Annotated in this window: 18 protein-coding genes; 3 read left to right on the forward strand and 15 right to left on the reverse strand. The window is 30.0% G+C overall.

Annotation, left to right across the window (positions count from 1 at the left end; all coding sequences use genetic code 11):
• Positions 1-88: 88 nt before the first annotated feature.
• From V6137_RS08880 to V6137_RS08915, 8 genes are all read right to left on the reverse strand, one after another.
• Positions 89-1,057 carry a sensor histidine kinase gene (locus tag V6137_RS08880; RefSeq protein ID WP_425447561.1) on the reverse strand — a complete coding sequence of 323 codons (969 nt, stop codon included), beginning with the start codon at positions 1,055-1,057 and terminating at the stop codon, positions 89-91.
• Between the two features lie 56 nt (positions 1,058-1,113).
• Positions 1,114-1,788, reverse strand: coding sequence for a response regulator transcription factor (locus V6137_RS08885; protein ID WP_425447562.1), 675 nt, complete (start codon positions 1,786-1,788; stop codon positions 1,114-1,116).
• 346 nt (positions 1,789-2,134) lie between these two features.
• On the reverse strand, positions 2,135-3,061 hold the full coding sequence (locus V6137_RS08890) for a transposase (RefSeq protein ID WP_425447563.1): 927 nt from the start codon (positions 3,059-3,061) through the stop codon (positions 2,135-2,137).
• Between the two features lie 117 nt (positions 3,062-3,178).
• On the reverse strand, positions 3,179-4,018 hold the full coding sequence (locus V6137_RS08895; protein ID WP_425447564.1) for a glycine betaine ABC transporter substrate-binding protein: 840 nt from the start codon (positions 4,016-4,018) through the stop codon (positions 3,179-3,181).
• Positions 4,019-4,072: 54 nt separating this feature from the next.
• Positions 4,073-4,909 carry an ABC transporter permease gene (locus tag V6137_RS08900; RefSeq protein ID WP_425447565.1) on the reverse strand — a complete coding sequence of 279 codons (837 nt, stop codon included), beginning with the start codon at positions 4,907-4,909 and terminating at the stop codon, positions 4,073-4,075.
• A gap of 15 nt (positions 4,910-4,924) precedes the next feature.
• A complete protein-coding gene (locus V6137_RS08905) occupies positions 4,925-6,091 on the reverse strand; it encodes a quaternary amine ABC transporter ATP-binding protein (protein WP_425447566.1) in 1,167 nt (388 codons plus the stop codon).
• Positions 6,092-6,518: 427 nt separating this feature from the next.
• Positions 6,519-7,202, reverse strand: a complete 684-nt coding sequence (locus V6137_RS08910; RefSeq protein WP_425447567.1) for a transglycosylase domain-containing protein — start codon at positions 7,200-7,202, stop codon at positions 6,519-6,521.
• A gap of 156 nt (positions 7,203-7,358) precedes the next feature.
• Positions 7,359-9,353, reverse strand: coding sequence for a methyl-accepting chemotaxis protein (locus V6137_RS08915; RefSeq protein ID WP_425447568.1), 1,995 nt, complete (start codon positions 9,351-9,353; stop codon positions 7,359-7,361).
• A gap of 274 nt (positions 9,354-9,627) precedes the next feature.
• Between V6137_RS08915 and V6137_RS08920 the strand changes: the two genes are divergently transcribed.
• From V6137_RS08920 to V6137_RS08930, 3 genes are all read left to right on the forward strand, one after another.
• Complete coding sequence (locus tag V6137_RS08920; protein ID WP_425447569.1) at positions 9,628-9,990, forward strand: DUF4234 domain-containing protein; 363 nt, start codon at positions 9,628-9,630, stop codon at positions 9,988-9,990.
• On the forward strand, positions 9,980-10,393 hold the full coding sequence (locus V6137_RS08925; protein ID WP_425447570.1) for a DUF2752 domain-containing protein: 414 nt from the start codon (positions 9,980-9,982) through the stop codon (positions 10,391-10,393). The genes V6137_RS08920 and V6137_RS08925 overlap by 11 nt, the downstream gene beginning before the upstream one ends.
• A 240-nt stretch (positions 10,394-10,633) precedes the next feature.
• Positions 10,634-12,694: a sensor histidine kinase gene (locus V6137_RS08930; protein ID WP_425447571.1), complete on the forward strand. Its 2,061-nt coding sequence runs from the start codon at positions 10,634-10,636 to the stop codon at positions 12,692-12,694.
• Between the two features lie 73 nt (positions 12,695-12,767).
• Here the strand turns inward: V6137_RS08930 and V6137_RS08935 are convergent, their stop codons facing one another.
• From V6137_RS08935 to V6137_RS08965, 7 genes are all read right to left on the reverse strand, one after another.
• On the reverse strand, positions 12,768-13,865 hold the full coding sequence (locus V6137_RS08935) for a VanZ family protein (protein WP_425447572.1): 1,098 nt from the start codon (positions 13,863-13,865) through the stop codon (positions 12,768-12,770).
• Between the two features lie 39 nt (positions 13,866-13,904).
• Positions 13,905-14,570, reverse strand: coding sequence for a hypothetical protein (locus tag V6137_RS08940; protein WP_425447573.1), 666 nt, complete (start codon positions 14,568-14,570; stop codon positions 13,905-13,907).
• 21 nt (positions 14,571-14,591) lie between these two features.
• Positions 14,592-15,236, reverse strand: coding sequence for a tRNA (guanosine(46)-N7)-methyltransferase TrmB (gene trmB, locus V6137_RS08945; RefSeq protein WP_425447574.1), 645 nt, complete (start codon positions 15,234-15,236; stop codon positions 14,592-14,594).
• A gap of 72 nt (positions 15,237-15,308) precedes the next feature.
• On the reverse strand, positions 15,309-15,902 hold the full coding sequence (locus V6137_RS08950) for a hypothetical protein (protein ID WP_425447575.1): 594 nt from the start codon (positions 15,900-15,902) through the stop codon (positions 15,309-15,311).
• 161 nt (positions 15,903-16,063) lie between these two features.
• On the reverse strand, positions 16,064-17,920 hold the full coding sequence (locus V6137_RS08955; RefSeq protein ID WP_425447576.1) for an ABC transporter ATP-binding protein: 1,857 nt from the start codon (positions 17,918-17,920) through the stop codon (positions 16,064-16,066).
• Complete coding sequence (locus tag V6137_RS08960) at positions 17,917-20,142, reverse strand: ABC transporter ATP-binding protein (RefSeq protein ID WP_425447577.1); 2,226 nt, start codon at positions 20,140-20,142, stop codon at positions 17,917-17,919. Before V6137_RS08960 ends, V6137_RS08955 begins: the two co-directional genes overlap by 4 nt.
• Before the next feature lie 59 nt (positions 20,143-20,201).
• Positions 20,202-20,654 (reverse strand): MarR family winged helix-turn-helix transcriptional regulator, encoded by a 453-nt coding sequence (locus V6137_RS08965; protein ID WP_425447578.1) that lies wholly within the window; start codon positions 20,652-20,654, stop codon positions 20,202-20,204.
• Positions 20,655-21,024: the final 370 nt, after the last annotated feature.

A 21,024-nucleotide genomic window follows, 5' to 3' on the forward strand; every position in this document is an offset into this window, starting at 1 on the left:
AAACCCTATATTAGACTTACATTTTTGTCACCTTATTTTTTATTTGATCTCCAGTACCTAAAAGAAAAAACACAGAACCCTGTGTTTTTTAATAATCCATATAATAATCGGTTAGTTTTGGAAAATGTATTATTACCTCAGTGTAATCACCATACTTTGAATTAATGGTTAGATTATGACTCAATTTCATTGAAAGCCTTTTGGCAAGATATAATCCCATTCCAGTGGACTTATTATTTTGCCTTCCAGTATAACCTGTAAATCCTCTTTGAAATACCCTAGGTAAATCTTCCTCTTTTATTCCAATACCATTGTCTTTAATTATTATCCGTTTTTCCTTATCATCCTTTTCCCCGTATATTTTTATTACTCCTCCCTCTGGTGTATATTTTAGGGAGTTTGATAATATTTGATCTATTATAAAACTAAGCCATTTTTTATCTGTGCTAATATTTATATCTATATTTTTAGTCTCTATTTTTATTTTTTTAGATATAAAGGTCTTGGCCTGTTTTTTTATATTATTTTTTATTATATTTTCTAAGTTTATTTCATTTATTAAATAATCCCTTGAAAAAGAGTCTATCCTTGAATGATATAGGGCTTGTTCCACATACCTATCTATACGGTCTAACTCTTCCTCAAAACTATCTAATATATCTTCTTTAGTTTTATTATTGTTACTTTCAATTAATAATCTCATAACCGATATGGGAGTTTTAACTTCGTGAACCCATGATGTTATATATTCTATGTTCTCCTTCCTAACATCATGTAGCTTTGATAGCTTTTTATTTTGGTCTATATATAGCTTTTTAATAAGTCTATTAATCAGTTTCTGACTATACTTCCTAGGTTTTGGGAGTACTGTTGTGATGTTTTCAGAGTTATTGTCAATAATATATTCTATATCATCATAATATCTTTTATTAAATAAAAACCCAAATATTAAATATGTTAGAAAAAAAGTTGATGCCACCATATTTATATAGATTATATTTTCAATTGTTACACCAAATCCATTATCAAGATAAATGACTAAAGATATAAACACCATTAAAAAAATGTAAAAGGATATGAGGTATTTTTTATCTTTTAAATATTTTAGAAAATTCATTTTATTATATATCCCTGCCCTCTTTTAGTTAATATAAAATCATTAAGTCCTATATTAGATAATTTTTTTCTAAGCCTATTTATATTGACTGTTAATGTGTTATCATCAACGAAACTTTCATCTTCCCATAGCCTTCTCATTATTTTTTCTCTACTTACAACACTTCCATTTTGTTTCATAAGTTCATATATTATTTTAAACTCATTTTTAGTAAGTTCTAACTTTTCTTCATTGTATATTATTGTATCATCCTTAAGGTTTAGTACAACTCCACTATACTCTAATACATCAGATTCAACATCGGTATAAGAATATGTCCTCCTTAACATTGCATTAACTTTAGCCATCAATACCTCTAGGGAAAATGGTTTTTGTATAAAGTCATCCCCTCCCATATTCATTGCCATGATTATATCCATATTACTATTTCTAGAGGATATAAATATAATGGGTACCTTTGATACTTCCCTTATTTTGTTACACCAATAAAAACCATCAAAGGATGGTAGATTAACATCCATTAAAACTAAGTGGGGATCATTTTTAACAAAAACATCTAATATATTATCAAAGTTATCTATCTTTATGGGCTTAAACCCCCACTTTTCAATATTATCTATTATTATATCCCTTATTTTATTATCATCTTCAACAATCATAACTTTAAACATATTTGACCTCCATTATTTATGAATAATAACATCACCAATACTTTTCCCCACTTTATTTATAAGGAAGATGGTCATTATGTATATTATAACTTTATCATTCTATAAATATTTTATTTATCCTTTTTAATTTGTACATTTATTAAGCTTGTCCGCCCTTTTAATAGTGACAGTTCATTTTAAATACTTGTACATATAAATTTTTAACCTAGCATTATAACTTTACTATTCTATAGTTATTGTATTTTCCTTTTTAATCTATATAATCAATAAGCCTGTCCATTTTGAGGAAAATAATTTTAGCACTATTACTATCTTATTAATTTTAAAAGATATTAACTACTTTATTTTATACCGTTGTCCTTTCTAAAAAATCATCAATTATACTTTTATACTCTTTCTTTTTACCTATCAGTTTAGAGCCCATACTACATAAAGTAGAAACTCTAGATTGACTTATATTACCAAATAGATAACATATATCTTTAAGGCTAATGTCACAATATCTACTTAGTAAAAGTATAAGTATGGCTTTTGATTCTGTTACTTCTCTATTATATCTTTGAGTTATCTGTCTTTTATCTATATTAGTATATTGACAGACAAACTTCATTACATCCTCAGGAGTATAGTCCCTAGCTATTATATGCCTTTCACTCCTGTAATCAGATTTTTGGTCTTTAAACTCAATATGACGCTTGCCTTTTTTATCTTTTTTACTATGGATGTATTCCTCCATAAAGTCTCTGCACTTCTTTTGAGATTTTCTAGAGTCTTGACTGAAAATCCCCATCATGAAGCTCATATCTATTATATAATATTTATTTTCTATTAATCCCATATATATTCCAAAACTGGAATAGGGATATTTTTCTTCTTTATCAGTCCATTTTGGTATACCTTCACTGTTATTATGTATATATCCAAAGCAAACCTTTAAATATTTTTCATCATCTATTATTTCGCTTCGAAATCTATCGGCAAACAAATGTCCACATCTCCTATACCTTCTGTTGTATCCTTGAGCATATGATTGATTTATTCTATGCATAAACTTCGATACATCGCTACCATTTGCATCTATCATCATGTGTCCATGATTATCCATAAGACAATAGGCATAAACTTTAAAGTCAAATATTTTTTGGTACTTTCTTATTATACCTAAATAAATATCCTTATCTTCATCTTTTCTAAATAAAGTTGTACCCCCTACACTTTTAACCATTATATGATATATGGAGTCTATACTCTTTTTACGGGCAGTTCTGGGCATATAAAAGCCTCCTTCTATTTTTATTATGATTATAGCCAAAGCTTAAATTTATATACCTAGCCCTTTGTAATGAACTGTCCCTATTAAAAAAATACTTGCCATGTGGCAAGTATTTTTTTATGGTATCCACTTTTCAACTAATTCTCGATTATTCTCTACAAACTCTTTTGCAGCTTTCTCTGGGTCCATACCATCTTGTATTTTAAGCATTACAGATGATAGTTGTTCTGTATTTATTCTATAGTTTTCTAAAAATGCTGCTGCCTCTGGTAGATCTTCTTTTATATTTGGTCTACCCATACTTTTAATGTATTCCCCGGTTCCCATTACTTCGTCTGGGTCCTCTAAAAATTTAAGATCCCATTTAGCCCATTTCCAGTGGGGTTTCCAGCCTGTTACCACTATCCAGTCACCATTATTTATAGCCCTCGATAATTCCGTTGTCATAGCTGGGCCACTACTACCCTCTAGTTTCCAATCTGAAATTCCATAATGGGGCATAACCTCTTCTTCTGTAACTACCATTTGGGCAGCTCCAGGATCTATACCTACAATCCTTCCTCCAAATTTCTCTTTATAATTTTTAAGTTCGTCTATACTATCTATTTCAACATACTCTGGCACAACAAAGCCAATCTGTGCTGATGTATAGTTATTATTTAATTCTACTAAATCATCACCATATTTACTCCAATAATTTCTATCGGTATCTGGAAGCCATGAACAAACAAAGGCATCAATCTTACCATTTGCTGTTGACTGATACATAACTCCAGTTTGAAGCATAGGTGTCTCAACATTATATCCCATTTCTTCTAATACAACTTTCACAATATTAGTTGATGCTTGGGCCGATGCCCATTGAACATATCCTATTCTTACAGTTCCCTTAGTACTTTCATCACCATTATTTTTAAGGGGACTCTCCATCATGGCACAACCTGATATTAGCGACATTGTAGCTAATATTATAGTTATTATTTTAATACCTTTATTAATAGCGAATCACTCCTAGTTAACTTTTTTACGACCCTTTATTGTTATACTTCCTGTTATTCTATCAAGTATTATGGCCATTATAACCACTCCTAGACCTGCTTCAAATCCAATCCCAACTTCCATCTGTTGTATTGCTGATAGTACCTGACTTCCCAGACCTTCAGCACCTATCATTGATGCTATTACAACCATAGATAATGATAACATTATAGTTTGATTTATACCGGCCATTATTGATGGAAATGCCATTGGTAATTTGATTTTATATAACATCTGTATAGGTGTAAGTCCAAATGAGTTACCTGCCTCTATTAGATCTTCTGGCACCTGACTTAAGCCTAGTTTTGTTAATCTTATTGCCGGTGGCATTGAGAATACAACTGTTGAAATCACTCCCGGAACCTCACCTATACCAAATAATATGGCTGCCGGTATAAGATAAACAAAAGGTGGCATTGTTTGCATAAAGTCAAGTATCGGGGTAACTATCCTATTTAATAATTGTGATTTACTACATAGTATTCCTATTGGCAAACCTATTAGTAAAGAAAATATTGCAGATATTAATACTAAAACAAAAGTCTGAATAAAGTTTATCCAAATTCCTATATAAAAAACGAAAACTAAACTTCCAAATGTAAATAAAGCTATCTTTTTATTGGCAAGTAGCCATGCTATCCCTGACAATATAATTGTAAATATAAGGGGGGGTAAAACTAAAAGTCCTGTTTCTGTCCATCCCATAAAGGCTTCGATTCCTTTTGATATGCCGTCAAATATTGTTCCAAAGTTTTGAAGTAACCATTCTACAAATTTATCAACAAATTTTCCTACGGGAATAGTATTCAAATTAACACCTCCATATTATGATAAGTTGGCAAGTACTGTACCTTTCACTATAATTCCCTTTAAAGTTCCATCTTCAACTACTGGCAATGGTACATCCATCTGTGAAATATCATCAAACAGTTCATTTATAGTTGTATCTGGACTTACCTTTTTAGTATCTTTTATAACATCTGATAGATCCTTCTCTCCATTTTCAATGGCCTTTGTTACATCCTCGATTCTTACCAAGCCTTTAAGTTTTTTCTTTTTACCAACTACAAATACACTGGATATTCCATTCTGTTTCATCTTATATCTGGCTGTATTAGGTCCATCCTTTTCATATACTAGTTCTAATGGCTTTACCATTACATCCTGGGCCGTTAGTATTTGAGACCTATTTACATTCTTAACAAATTCCTCTACATATTCATTTTTAGAATTGGTTAAAATATCTTCTGCTGTGCCTAACTGGACTATTTCCCCATCTTTCATTATTGCTATCCTATCTCCTAATCTTAAGGCTTCATCTAGGTCATGGGTTATAAATATAATTGTTTTATCTAGCTCATCGTATATTTCCAGCAATAAATCCTGCATATCCCTTTTTATAAGGGGGTCTAATGCACTAAAGGGTTCATCCATTAAAAGAATATCAGGATCAATGGCTAAAGCCCTGGCTAATCCTACCCTTTGCTGCATTCCTCCACTTAATTCATCGGGATATTTATTCTCCCATCCTTCTAATCCTACTTTTTTAAGGGCTTTTTTAGACCTCTCTTCCATTTCCTCTTTAGATATATCATATACTTCTAAACCAAATTGAGTATTCTCTAGTATATTTCTAAAGGGAAATAATGCGAAATTCTGAAAGACCATGCCAAACTTTTCCCGTCTTATATCCCTAAGCTGTTTTTTATCTAGCTTAGTTATATTTGTATCTCCTATTATAATTTCTCCCGCTGTGGGTTGAATCAACCTATTTAAACATCTAAGTAAAGTTGATTTTCCACTTCCTGATAGGCCCATTATTACAAATACCTCATTTGAATTAATATTAAAACTTACATCATTTACTCCAACAGTTAAACCTTTTTTCTCTAATATTTCCTCTTTAGAACTACCATTTTTTAAAAGTTTCAATCCTTCTTCAGGATCATCTCCAAAGATTTTAGTAACATTTTTAACTTTAATATTTGCCATTTATCAAGTCCTCCCCATTGTTTGGTTCTTATATTAATTAACCTCCATGGCAATAATTAATATATGTTTTTTAATTAATACTATATATTTTGTCTAAAATAAAGTTATCCATACATGCTCCATAGAAACCATCGTTAATATAACAAAAAACAAAAAAACTTTAGGAACGTATTAGTTACATCCTAAAGTTTCTTAATGTTTTTCTAATTGATACAACAGACTTTAATACTCTTAAACATCCATATCAAACCATTTATAAAGTTATCATATAAATTTTAAATAGTCAAATATGGTATTTTTATTAATTTAAACACCATTTTTATTCCATTCCCTATATAAAGTACTATTGATAGAATTCCCCTAAATATAATCATCTATATTAATCTTTTTTAACATTAATTAAGTTTATTCTGGGTATATATATTTTTTATATTGGTTTCAATGTTCCTTTCTTTACAAATCCTTCTTCTATAAAACCCTCTTCAACCATTGCTTTTATAACCATTTTTTGTCGTTTCTTAGCTCTATTTATATATTTTTTAGGATTATATAAGCTAGGTGCCTGGGGAAGCCCTGCAAGCATTGCACATTCTTCTGTTGTAAGTTGAGATACATCTTTATTAAAATATTTTTTACTGGCATCTTGTACTCCATATGCTCCATCACCTAAATATATTACATTTAGATACATTTCAAGTATCTCTTCCTTAGTATATTTCTCCTCAAGTTTTATTGATAGTATTAATTCCTTAGCTTTTCTGTTGAGGGTTTTTTCATTTGATAGAAATAAGTTCTTAGCTAGCTGTTGAGATATTGTACTTCCTCCCTCTTTTATTTCTCCTGCCTTAATATTGTTTACAAAGGCCCTTCCTATACCTACTAGGTCAAATCCTGAATGGCTAAAAAATCGCTTATCTTCAATGGCCACAACTGCATTTATAAGATCCTTTGGCATATTCTCTATTTCAGTATATCCATCTATATCCTGTGAAAGTTCCTCTATTAAGTTATCGTTTATTGAATATTTATTTCCATCTATATCCGATGCAAAAACACTTATTCCAGCAATCAATAGTGTTATTATCATTAATATACCTATTAGCTTTTTCATAAAGCCTACCCCCTAACTTCAATTTTTTATTATATCTATATTTTACTCTTAATATACCATATAATCCATTTATCTATATTACAATTTCATTATTTTAACTTACATTTTCGTAAGATGAAAAAAAGAACCCTAAAAAGGGTCCCTTCCGCTCACTTATTAAACTGTAAATTTATTTATTTCTTCTTTAAGCTTTTCTGCTAAGTTTAATAATGATTCACTAGATGATGATACTTGATCTATTGAAGCCGATTGCTCTTCTGTAGCGGCAGATGCCTCTTCAGTGCTTGCTGCATTTTCTTCCGCTATTGCAGATAGATTTTGTATAATATCTATTATTTGTTCCTTCTTATTATTTATACTCTTTGATGATTCATTTAGTCTATCTATGGCAATCATAGAGTGTTTAATTGCACTGATTATTTCATTGTATTTACTTTCTGTTATCTTAACACTATTAAGTTGAGATTCCATATCCTCTAATAACTTTTCTATATTATTCACTGAAGTTTTTGAGCTACTTTGTAACTTTTCTATAGTCTTATCTATTAATTTGGTAGATTCTGTAGACTGCTCTGCCAATTTACTTATTTCATTTGCAACTACTGCAAAGCCTTTACCGGCCTCTCCTGCCCTAGCTGCTTCTATCGATGCATTTAATGCCAGTAAATTAGTTTCCTCGGCTATAGATGCTATCACCCCACTTGCTTTTGATATATCTTCTGTACTCTTATCAGTTTCTAAAATATTTCCTTGGATTTTTTCTATAGATTTTTTACCATTATAAGACTTAGCACTTAAATCATTTATTATTTCTATTCCTTCCTCAGCCAAGGTTGATACTTCAGCTGAAGCTTTATTTAATTCTTTCATGTAGTCATTATTTTCTTCTATTATATTACCCATTTCTGTGATATATAATGAACCGTCCCCTGTATCCTTTGCCTGGTCTGTAGCTCCCTTTGCTATCTCTTCTATAGTCTTAGCTACCTCATTGGAAGCTACTGCAACCTGTTTAGATATATCTGTAAGATACTTAGATGAATCCATAACTTCTCCTGATGAATTTTTTACAGAAGCTATAAGATCTTTTATATTTTCTGTCATCGTATTAAAGGCTCTTCCTAAACTACCTATTTCGTCGTTCCTGTTTATATCTATGCTTTCAGTTAAATCTCCACTGGCCAGCTTACCAGCATGGGTTTCTAGACCCTTTATTGGTTTTGTTATACTCTTTGAAATAAAGTATGTAACAACTAGTCCTATTATTATAAATATTATTGTAAGTAGTAGCATATTTCCCCTAAGACTATAAACTGGATTTAATACTTGATCCTTAGGAACCACTATTGCCATGGACCATTGTGAGTTAGGTATAGGGCTGTATGCAATATAGTTATCTACACCATTTTCATTAAACTCTCCAAAACCATTTTCTCCATTTATCATATTCTTTTGTATATCAATTAAGTCTTTATATTCTTCATTGTCCTTATATTTTTCAATATCTATTTCACCTTTTTTTACAACCTCTATATCACCGTGACCTACCTTTTTACCATTTTTATCTAAGATAAAGGCATATCCCTTTTCTCCTACCTTTATGTCCTCAACTATTTTGTTAAATATTTCTGCATCTAATACACTACCTAATACACCTACTATTTGTCCATATTCATCTTTTATTGGTGTAGTTACCACTATTATAAGCTTATTATCTGATTCACTATATAAAGGTGGTGTTATTACTGTCTCACCTAAAATACTCTGTTTAAAGTTTGGAGCATTGGATAAATCAAAGGACTTCCTACCAGGTACTTTGGTCATTCCACTTAAATCTGAAACTTGAAATCTTTTTACCCCTAGTTTATCTGATTCATCCTCTAATATATCCTTTTGAATCTCCCAATTCATATTTCTTATATCACTTCTTCTAGATATTGTTTGAACCTCTACTACTCTTCTTTTAATTTCCTTAGCAAAGGTTTCAGCATTCTCTTCTACACGACTTTCAAGGGATACCCTTATATTATCGGTAAGGGCATTTGAAGAACTAATATATGATATGGTTGACAATACTATAGACACTATCAATATTAATGCAGCTATCATAACAGTTATTTTCCCCTGTAATCCAAAGTTAATTTTTTTCATTACCTTCCCCCCTATTTATACATTTTTTTGTTTTTTTCGACATTTTAATTATACCCTTAATTATATATTTTTATCAAGGTATTAACAATTCCTGTTATTGGGTATATAACAAGATACATCCTCTTAATTATATTTTAATAAATATATTTTTAATATGTGTTTTATTAATGAATTTCTTATGCCGATAATATAATGTAGTATTGGTAATTTTTAATTTATTATTTTACCATTTGTAATACTTTATATTATAATAAAAAATGAAAGGGGGGTTTGTGTGGATAATGTTAGAAGAGAACAACGTTCAGTGGCATCTGTAATAATATTTACTGTTATTACCTGTGGTATATATGGACTTTACTGGATATATGTAACCAGTAGAGATTTAAAGGACTATTTAGGTGATCCTGAAATTAATCCAGGACTAGATTTATTTCTATGTATAATATGTTTTCCTTACACTATATACTGGGCATATAAAATTGGAAAGCTAATAGTAAGAGCTCAAAGAACATCTGGAATAATGGAAGAAGATAACTCTATCCTTTATCTATTGCTATCGATATTTGGACTTCAAATCGTTGCCTTTGCCATAATGCAATCAAATCTAAATAAAATCTGGGCTAGAAATGAAATCTAGTATTAAAAGCTTCCTAACACCTATGTTGGGAATAGTATTTTTTTATTTTATAGTGTTTATTCTTGGGAATAATACTAGATGTTACTTTAGAAATGTTTTTGGAATACCGTGTCCCGGATGTGGATTAAGTAGAGCCTTTACAAGTTTTTTTAATGGTGATTTTATAGGGGCTATACATTATCATCCCTTATTTATAATACCTATTATAGTATTTATAGTAGTTATATTTAAAAACAACAAGTATATCAATCAATTGTATAAAAGTAATAAATTTTGGAATATAGTTTGTATCATTTTAATAGGTACATGGATAATAAGAATGATTATTTTATTTCCAAATAAAGAACCCCTAAGGTTTTATCAGGATGGTTTTTTTCCACGGATAATAAATATTATTAAATAGTCTGGCATATGCCAGACTATTTTTTATATAGTACCATCATTTATATAATTTTATTTTAATTACAAAAATGATTTTTCTATCTAAATTATTATTTATGGTGTACTATATTGATATGGTAAAAATTTTTATTCTCCCTTTATATAATTTTAAAAAATTATATTGTTAATTAAGTTTTGTACAACCCAAACCACTAATAAAAAATAAACTTAATAATCAAACAACATAAGGGGTGATATAAAAATGGAAAATACTATACCAAAAAATATCAATGACATAGGTATTGGTACTAATAAAGCCAGAAATATGGTTATTTTTTTAACTTTATTTTCATTAACTATTTATGGAGGCTTTAAAAACTTTTTATTATTCCATACTGGAGTAGAATTAATCAGCATAGCTGTAGCATTTAACATATTCTCAGTATCACTAGCCACAAAGGATATAAACCATAATTTCCCTTTTATTGTATTGGGTATTGGTTATTTATTTATAGGAAGCTTGGATTTACTCCATACCTTATCCTACGATGGATTAGGTGTTTTCAAAAGTTTCACCACAGATTTACCAACAAAACTTTGGATAGCATCTAGATATGTTGAAGGATTAACCTTTCTAATCATGTTAATGTTTTTTGAAAAAGGAACTAAATATAGAAATGTCTTTTTTATTTATATGCTAATATGTTTATTTTTTATACTTTCTATATTTGTATATGATATATTTCCAAGTTGCCATATTAAAGGTGAAGGATTAACCGATTTTAAAGTAATAAGTGAATATATCATATGCTTTATACTTCTTGTTTCAATAATAATATTGACTAAAATAAAAGATAAATTTTTAAATTATACTATACTTAAATGGTCCATTATATCTACTATAATATCAGAACTATCCTTTACTTTGTATGTAGATGTATATGGATTTTTTAATATTTTAGGCCACATATTTAAGTTAATTTCATTTTTATTGCTATATAAAGGCATCTGTGATATTCAAATTAAAAGGCCCTACTCCTTACTAAATAGGAGAAATAAGGAATTACAACAGGAGAATTTCAAAAGGCTTAATGTAGAAAAAGAGCTACTAAATAAAAGGGAAATATTAAATTCTATATTAGATTCATCTGGCAATGGAATATTGGTCTATGATAATAATCTAGAACTATTACATGTGAATGATAGTTTTATTAATATGTTAGATGTTTCTAAAAGCCTAATAACAAATAAGAAATTAACAGAGCTCCACCATTTTGTAGTGTCTAAACTTAAGAATCCTAAAGTCTTTTCTAAAAATACTAAGTTAGTTCTATATAGTACTAAAGAAAAAACAGATATTTTAAGACTTAAAAATAATAGGACTTTAAGAAGATATTCCTATCCATTAATTATAGATAAAAAAATAATAGGTAGAGTTGTAAATTTAGAAGACATTACCGATAAGTTTCAGGTAAAAAAATTAAAGGATGATGTTAAATCAACAGAAAAACTACTAAAAAAAGAAAAGGAATATGATAAGCTAAAAACCGAGTTTTTTTCAAATATTTCCCACGAACTAAAGACACCTATAAATATTTTACTAGGTACAGTTCAGTTATTTTATATATATTTAAAAAATAACACTGTCATTGATAAAGATAATAAGTTAAAGGAACATATAGACTCAATGAAACAAAACTGCTATAGACTTTTAAGACTTATAAATAATTTAGTCGATATAACTAAATTAGAATCGGGGCACCTAAGTATTAATTTAAATAACTATAATATAGTAAGTGTAGTTGAAGATATAACGCTATCAGTCTCTACTTATGTAGAAAATAAAGGCTTAAGCCTAATATTTGATACTGATATTGAAGAAAAAATAATTGCCTGTGATCCCGATAAAATTGAAAGAATTATTTTAAACCTCCTTTCTAATGGAATAAAGTTCACCAATCCTGGGGGAGAAATAATAGTATCTATACAGGACAATGATGATTTAATATCAATATCTGTTAAGGATAATGGTATAGGTATTCCTAAAAAGAAACAAAAAGAGATTTTTAATAGATTTGATCAAGTGGGAGAGTCATTGTCAAGGAATTATCAAGGTAGTGGTATTGGATTATCATTAGTTAAATCCTTGGTAGACCTTCATAATGGTAGTATCAATTTAATAAGTGAGTATAATGACGGCAGTGAGTTTATAATAAACCTGCCAGTAAGAAAAGTATATGATGGGAATAACAATATTAATATAAAAAATAATAAATCTAATATTGAAAAAATACAAATAGAATTCTCCGATATATACTCATAATAATTATATAATACCTTATGGTTTGGGTTGTACATTTTAAAAAGGAAGGTAGCCGCCTTCCTTTTAAATGTATTTAGTCTATTATATTTCTTGTTTTGCTTAGCTTCTCATAAAATAACCGCTTCTTCTTTTCAAATAAATGGAGTATAAAATGTATAAATAACATTACATTTACTAAGACTCCAATAAAGCCTATTATAATTCCAGCTATGGAATTATAGTTAGCCACAAAACCACTTATTAATATACTATTGGTTCCAAATACTCCGTAGTATAATATACCATACCTTTTTAGAACCTCTTTAAATTTGATTCTATCATTTTCACCCTTTATTTTAATCCTTAAAAAAGTCTTTCCTATTGTTTTACCATTTGTTATATATACTCCTACTATAAAATATAAAAATACAGTTATTATATATAAAATGATCCCTTTAGGCACTGCTAGAATTTTTATAATTAGTAGTAATATACCTCCGATTATTCCCCAATCTATCATAAATGCAAGGGTCCTTCTTATAAAACCTACCTCTAACTCCTTTAAGTTAACATCTTTATCTAATTTATCTGCCTTGGGAAGAAAAAATGTAAACATCGGAGCTATTATGTATCCAATAAATCCTCCAAATGTATTAAGTATCAAATCATCCACATCAAATAGCCTATAGGGACAATTATAAATGGCATAAAGTCCTGTTATCTGGGTTATCTCAAAAAATAATGATATTAAAAATGATAAAATTATAGTCTCTATCATTCCCTTTTTAAAATAGTATCTTAAATATACCCCAAGGGGTAATAACAATATAGCATTAAAGGCAGCCTGTAAAAATACGCTTTCCCTAAGGGCATCTATATAGGTACTAGGATCATATATATTAAGGGTGGTCTTATCTAAAAAAGTATCAACAAATTGAAATGGCTCTATTTGATAATACTGGGTATTCTCCCGCTGAAAACTACAGATATCCCTAGTCTCTGGAAGGGGTAATATAACTAGATAATAGGCAACCAATAAATAAAAGAAAAAAGAGTAGAGTATAAAACTCCTTAATTTATTTACATATTTATATTTCCTATATTGATGTATCAAAAACGGCAATGTTATTAAAAAAGCTAAAATAGGAAAAGTTAATATAGCTATTTTTATAGGAAGAATATAGGCTTCCATGTTATGCCCCCTTTATTAAGTTTAGAGTCTAAACTTTCTTTATATGGTCAATGTATACAGCTTATTATTCAATATGTCCACAAACTTTCTTTTCATAAATTTACTACTATAAATTGAACCTACCATTTCCCTCCACTGATAAACAGTAAGTCCACTTTCCTCTTCTAATATATCTATTAATCCTTCAGATTTATATAATCTAATAATATCATCGGTGAGCTCCTTAGGGGAACTATAAACATTAAATACCATATAGGTTCTATTAGTAAACCATCTACTATTAAAGCTGTTGGAAAGTTTTGTAACTTCCTTTATGAAATCCCCTCTACTTAAACCCTTCATTCCATCAATAATATCAAGTTGAGCCTTTATATCTTTTATATCCCTTTTATACTTTTCTTTTATATCATCTTTAAGCATATCTAGTAAATCATAAGGGTTGTCCACATCATAAATAACTTCATCATGCTCTTCTCTAGTAAGCCAAGTTACAATTACACTAGGAAAGAATACATATTTTATAAACCCCATCAAGGATTCAACATTTGGATAACATGCCCAACTATTATGCATTTGATTTCCATTATAAATATTAGTTTGTATAAATAGGGAGTCCTTTGATAAAGGTATGTTTTTAAATAATCCTTGCCAAACATTTTTATTATTTTTTATATAATGCTTCCAAAATCCCAAGGTTTCATACATATTAAAACTTCCTTTCTCCATTTATTCCACAGGTGGTATGGCTATTAATTTATTTATTTTTTTCCCTTGTTTAGAAAATTTCTTCTCATATTCGGTCATTACGTTGTCTTCATTGTATTGGCTGTTGTGTAGATCCCTTGTTACCAATGTTATATTCCACCCCTGTTCCTTAAGTTCCTCTATGGAGAAATTAAATAAACCATCATTGTCGGTTTTAAAATGTAAGTCCCCACTTGATTTTAATATCCTTTCATAGTCCTTTAAAAATCCTCTATAGGTAAGTCGTCTTTTACTATGTCTTTTTTTAGGCCATGGGTCTGAAAAATTTAGATATATCCTATCCAAGTCATTATCGTTAAATATCTCATCTATTAATTTTATGTCACTGTGGGCAAAATAAAAGTTTTCAGGGCACTCCTCAGGTAATTTTTTTAAAGCCCTTATAACAACCTTTGAATTTCTCTCAAAGGCTAAATAGTTTATATTAGGATATTTTTCTGCCATCCCCATTATAAAACTTCCCCTTCCAGATCCAAACTCCACATGGAGGGGATTTTTATTTCCAAATATTTCATCCCATTTTCCTTTAAATCTTTCCGGTCTAAATATAGCCTTTTCATTGTCTTTTATTATTTCATGGGCATTTTCCACATGTCTTAATCTCATTTACTACACCTCTTTAAATATTAAAATATACACATTTTATTATTATACCAATAATACTTATAATAATAAATATTATTTATATTTAAATTCCATAGATGAATTTAATAGTCTCTTATATTCCTTCTTCTTTTTATTAAAATTACCATGTTGTATAAAAAGTAAGGAAAAAGCTTCCCATAAAAAGACCCATCCTCCAACGGATAAACCTTGGAATATTATATTATTAAATAAATTCATTTTAGTAGATACCTGTAAAGTATAGGATAGTGAAATAAAGAGTATTGATATAATGATATATATTATTGCCCTTTTCCTTTTATTAAATAAGCTTGACTTTATTACATATAACCTATATCTAAAGAAACTTCTAATCCCCTTTTCAATTCTTTTTTCTGTTTCTTTATTTCTTTTTTGATTATCCATTATAAACCTCATAACAATATTATTTTTTAAATCGATATCATAGGAACAGTCTTCTAAAAATGTTTTAAGACTAGAATCCAAATCTCTAACATTATAAACTGAAGAATCCCAGCTATTAAAAATATCATTATAGTCTTCAATTGAAATCTCTATTATATAATCCCCTGTCTTTTCATCTATTGAATAAAATTGTTCTAAATAGTTTCGTCTCACATTATCATCCTTTTCTTTTAAACTTCCCATATTTATCCCATACCCTGTAAAATAATATTAAATCCAATAAACCACAGAATTATAGTATCTACATAATATCATACTATATAAAATTTAAGATGTCATAGATTATGGTACCATAATCTATGACATCTTAATATTAAATTAACTATTTGTTTTTTAGCCTCTATTTAAGCTGTCTTGGTTACTTCAAACTGACTATAATAAAGACTAGCATAGAATCCATCCTTTTCTAATAAATCTTTATGATTACCCTGCTCTACAATATCTCCTTTATCCATAACCAAAATTGTATCAGCATCTTTAATGGTAGACAAACGATGGGCAATAATAAAACTTGTACGATTTTCCATAAGATTATCCATGGCCCTTTGGATCTGAAGTTCTGTTCTCGTATCAACTGAGCTTGTAGCCTCATCTAGAATTAAAATTTTAGGGTCAGCTAATATAGCCCTAGCTATTGTAATCAACTGTTTTTGTCCTTGAGATACATTTGATGCTTCTTCATTTAGTATCATATCATATCCATCGGGTAGTGTATGGACAAAACTGTCAACGTGGGCTGCCTTGGCCGCAGCCACCACCTCATCATCAGTGGCATCAAGTCTACCATATCGAATATTTTCCATTATAGTATCATTATAAAGCCATGTATCCTGTAACACCATACCAAACATATCCCTTAGGTCATTACGGGTAAAGTCCTTTATATTGTGTCCATCTATCATAATAGCACCTTTATCTATATCATAAAATCTCATTAATAATTTAACTATTGTAGTTTTACCTGCTCCTGTTGGTCCTACAATTGCAACTTTTTGTCCTGATTTAACGGATACTGAAAAGTCATTAATTATAGTTTCATCGTCATTATATCCAAAATGAACATCGTTAAAGTCAACTTTTCCTAAAATATTGTTAACCTTTAACGGATTAGATGGATCTTTAGTCTCCTCTTCCTCCTCTAAAAATTCAAATACCCTTTCTGCCGAAGCCGCCGTCTGTTGAAGTATATTAGATATATTGGCAATTTGTGATATAGGCTGTGTAAATTGACGTACATACTGTATAAATGCTTGAATATCGCCTACTTCTATAGTTCCCTTAGCAGCCAGATAGCCTCCTAAAATACTTATGGCAACATATCCTAAGTTTCCTACAAAGTTCATAAGGGGTCTCATAATACTAGTGAAAAATTGAGACTTCCAAGCTGCACCATATAGCTTTTCATTTAAGGCATCAAATTTTTCGATACTTTTTTCTTCTCCATTAAATGCCTTCATCACAATATGTCCACCATACATTTCTTCCACATGTCCATTTACATTCCCTAGGTAATCCTGTCTTTGTTTAAAGTATTTTTGAGACTTTTTTACTATAACCATTATTAAAGCCATGGAAATAGGGATGATTACAAGGGCAACTAAAGTCATTTTAAAACTTATGGTTAACATCATAACTAAAACTCCTAATACTGTAGTTACCGATGTTATTATTTGACTCAAACTTTGATTTAATGTCTGACTGAGGGTATCTATATCATTAGTCACCCTAGATAATACCTCCCCTTGAGTAGTATTATCAAAATATTTAAGGGGTAAAGCATTTATCTTTTTAGATATATCCCTTCTAAGGTCATAACTTACCTTCATCGATACTCCAGACATTATCCACCCCTGAATGTATCTAAATAGGGCACTTATTAAGTATAACCCTAGAAGTATAAAAATTATATTTTTAATATAACCAAAGTCTATACTCCCTGTTCCTGCTATTTTAGCCATAACACCTTCAAATAATTTTGTTGTAGCCTTTCCTAAAATTTTAGGTCCCACAATTGAAAATATGGAACTCGCCACAGCAAATATAAGAACAGTAAATATAGATACCTTATACACACTTAACTTTTTCACCAGTTTCTTCATCGTACCCTTAAAGTTTCGAGGCTTTTCCCCGCCTCCCATCATTCCTCCATGGCCTGGTCCTCTACCTCTTCTTCTATTTCTAACTTTCTTGTCTTCTCTCATGCCAATTCCTCCTTTGAGAGCTGGGATGAAGCTATCTCTCTATAGATTGGACAGTTCTCCATCAATTCCTTATGACTACCCTTACCTACCATTTCACCTTCATCAAGAACTATTATCTGATCGGCATTCATAATATTTGAAATACGTTGTTCCACGATAAAAATCGTACTAGTTTTTGTTTGGGTTTTTAATGCTTTTTTAAGGGCTGTAGCCGTTTTAAAGTCAAGGGCTGAAAAACTATCATCAAAAATATAAATATCCGGTTTTTTTATAAGGGCCCTTGCAATTGACAATCTTTGTTTCTGACCTCCCGATACATTAGAACCTCCCTGAGAAATATGCTCTTTAAAGCCTTTATCCTTATCTTCTATAAAGTCTATAGCCTGGGCTATTTCTGATGCTCTTTTTAAATCAGATTCTGATGCATTTTCATATCCATACTTTAAATTAGATTCAATAGTTCCACTAAATAGTGAACTCTTTTGAGGTACATAGCCAATCTTTTCCCTTAAATCATGCTGGGTAACTTCTCTTATATCTATTCCATCTATCATTATTTCTCCCTCTGTCACATCATAAAATCTAGGAATCAAATTAACAAGGGTACTTTTTCCTGAGCCAGTAGATCCTATAAATGCTACTGTTTGTCCTGGTAGAGCTCTAAAACTTATATTTTTAAGCATATCTTCTTCTGCCCCTTCATACCTAAAGGATACATTTTTAAATTCTACTATACCATTGGAATCATTATTAAACCCTTTAGGTCTCTCTGGGTCCTTTATCTTGTTGTCAGTTTCTAATACTTCAGAAATACGCCCTGCTGCCACTGAAGCTCTTGGAATCATAATAAACATAAAGGACATCATCAAGAATGCAAATATAATTTGCATAGCATATTGCATATATGCCATCATATCCCCTACCTGCATGCTGGAATTTGCAATCTGATGGGCTCCCACCCAAACTATCAGTATAGTAGCGCAATTCATTATTAACATCATGCTTGGAAACATCACAACCATTATACGATTCACAAATAAATTTGTTTTTGTAAGATCCTTATTCGCTTTATCAAATCTTCTTTCTTCAAATCTTTGGGTGTTAAAAGCCCTTATTACCATCATTCCTGAGAGATTTTCACGGGTCACTAAATTAAGTCTATCTATAAGTTTTTGAATGGCCTTAAACTTTGGTAAAGCTATTGCAAATACAACTGATATTAACCCAAGTAAAGCTATTACTGGAACAGCAATTGTCCAAGACATAGAACTACTTTTATCTATAGCCTTAAGAACCCCCCCTATCCCCATAATTGGTGCATAAAATACCATCCTTATCATAATAACCGTAAGCATTTGTATTTGGGTAATATCATTGGTGGTTCTTGTTATAAGGGATGCTGTAGAAAATTTATCCAGTTCCCTTTTAGAAAAACCCTCCACCTTTTTAAATACATTCCCTCGTAAATTCCTTGATAACCCTGCTGCGGTTCTTGAAGCTAAAAAACCTACAATAACTATACTTATTGCACTTATAATTGATATTAAAAGCATTATACTTCCTGTTTTAATAATATATCCTCTTTGTATCTTATCAGTATCCATTCCTAAGGCCTCATATTCAAGCTTTATACTTGGTGCTGTAGCTTGAATAAGCATATCCTCTCCTAAAGTAGAAAACTTTTTATTCATATTCTCACTTACTTCGTTTCTTTTTTCTTCAGGTAGCTTAGAGAATAGAGCAAAGACATCTGTATCGGTGGGTACTTCTCTGCCATCTAAGTTAATCTTCCCATTTTTTGATTGAGCTTTCATTCTTTCAATACCTGACACAGCTATAAATGCTCTTCCTATCACATTATTTAGCTTAGCATCTTCTAACATATCTATTTCTCTTATAACATAAATTGGCTCCTTCTCTAACTGGGGATAATCCCTAACATATTTTTTATAATCGGCACTTGATTTATCTATTAACCTATAACTATTCATAGTATATTTTTTATTCTCTTTATTCATAAATAAAGAAAGTCTATCCATTTGGCTTTTTCTAATAGCCTCTGGGACTGCATTTTCAATGCCACCTTGCTGAATCCCCTTGTTTACTATATCTGACATATAATCCGGCAAAGAAAGATCAGCCATGGCTTGAACAAAAAGGAAAACTATAGCAGCTAATATTAATCCAATAAAAGGCTTTAAATGCTTAGCTAGTTTCAACATTATTTCATCTACTCCTTCTCCATAACTTAATACTTCATCATTTATTTTAAATTTATATATTAATTATCCATATCTTGATTTTGTTTACTCATTATATCCTTTAATATATTTAATCCTTCAAAAACCTTATCTATTTCTTCTTTAGTGGCTTGATTTACAATTGAGTCTATCTTTTTTTCCACTTGTTTGAAATTCTTCTTAGCATCATTCTTAAATTCACTGGTAACGTCCACATAAACTACCCTTCTATCTTCATTACTTCTTTTTCTCTCAACAAATCCTCTTTTTTCCAACCTATCTATGATTCCCGATACGGTGCTATTAGAGATTCCCATTATATCACTTAACTCACTTACTTTTTTCGGTCCAGTATGACTTAAAATTTTCATAAGCATTCCTTGGGAAGCTGTAATACCCATTTCCTTAAATCCATTCTCGGCATTTTTGTGTATAAACTGTAATACTTCTTTTAATAATCTGACTATACTAATACCCTTGTCTATTTCACTCATCAATTAATCCCTCCCTTAAATATATTTTCTATGCATATATTTAGTATAGATATATTTCGTATACTAAATATATTTTACTACTATCATTACCTATTAGTCAATAATAATTTTATTTTCCATAGAGTAGGAGGTAGATAATTAATTTATCTACCGGCCTCTCACACCACCGTACGTACCGTTCGGTATACGGCGGTTCACTAAGACAATCTGAATTTTTCATACTGTGAAGATAAACTTGTAAAACCATAATTGGTCAATCTTTGATTAGTTATGGTTTTACTCAATATTGGACTATTTGATATTCTCCAATATCCCTTTCTTGTGTTTGCATATTCCCAAGCCTTGTATTTTGGTACTTTTAATCTTATTA

The sequence above is a fragment of the Dethiothermospora halolimnae genome (assembly GCF_037577855.1).
GTDB lineage: Bacteria > Bacillota > Clostridia > Tissierellales > VENL01 > Dethiothermospora > Dethiothermospora halolimnae.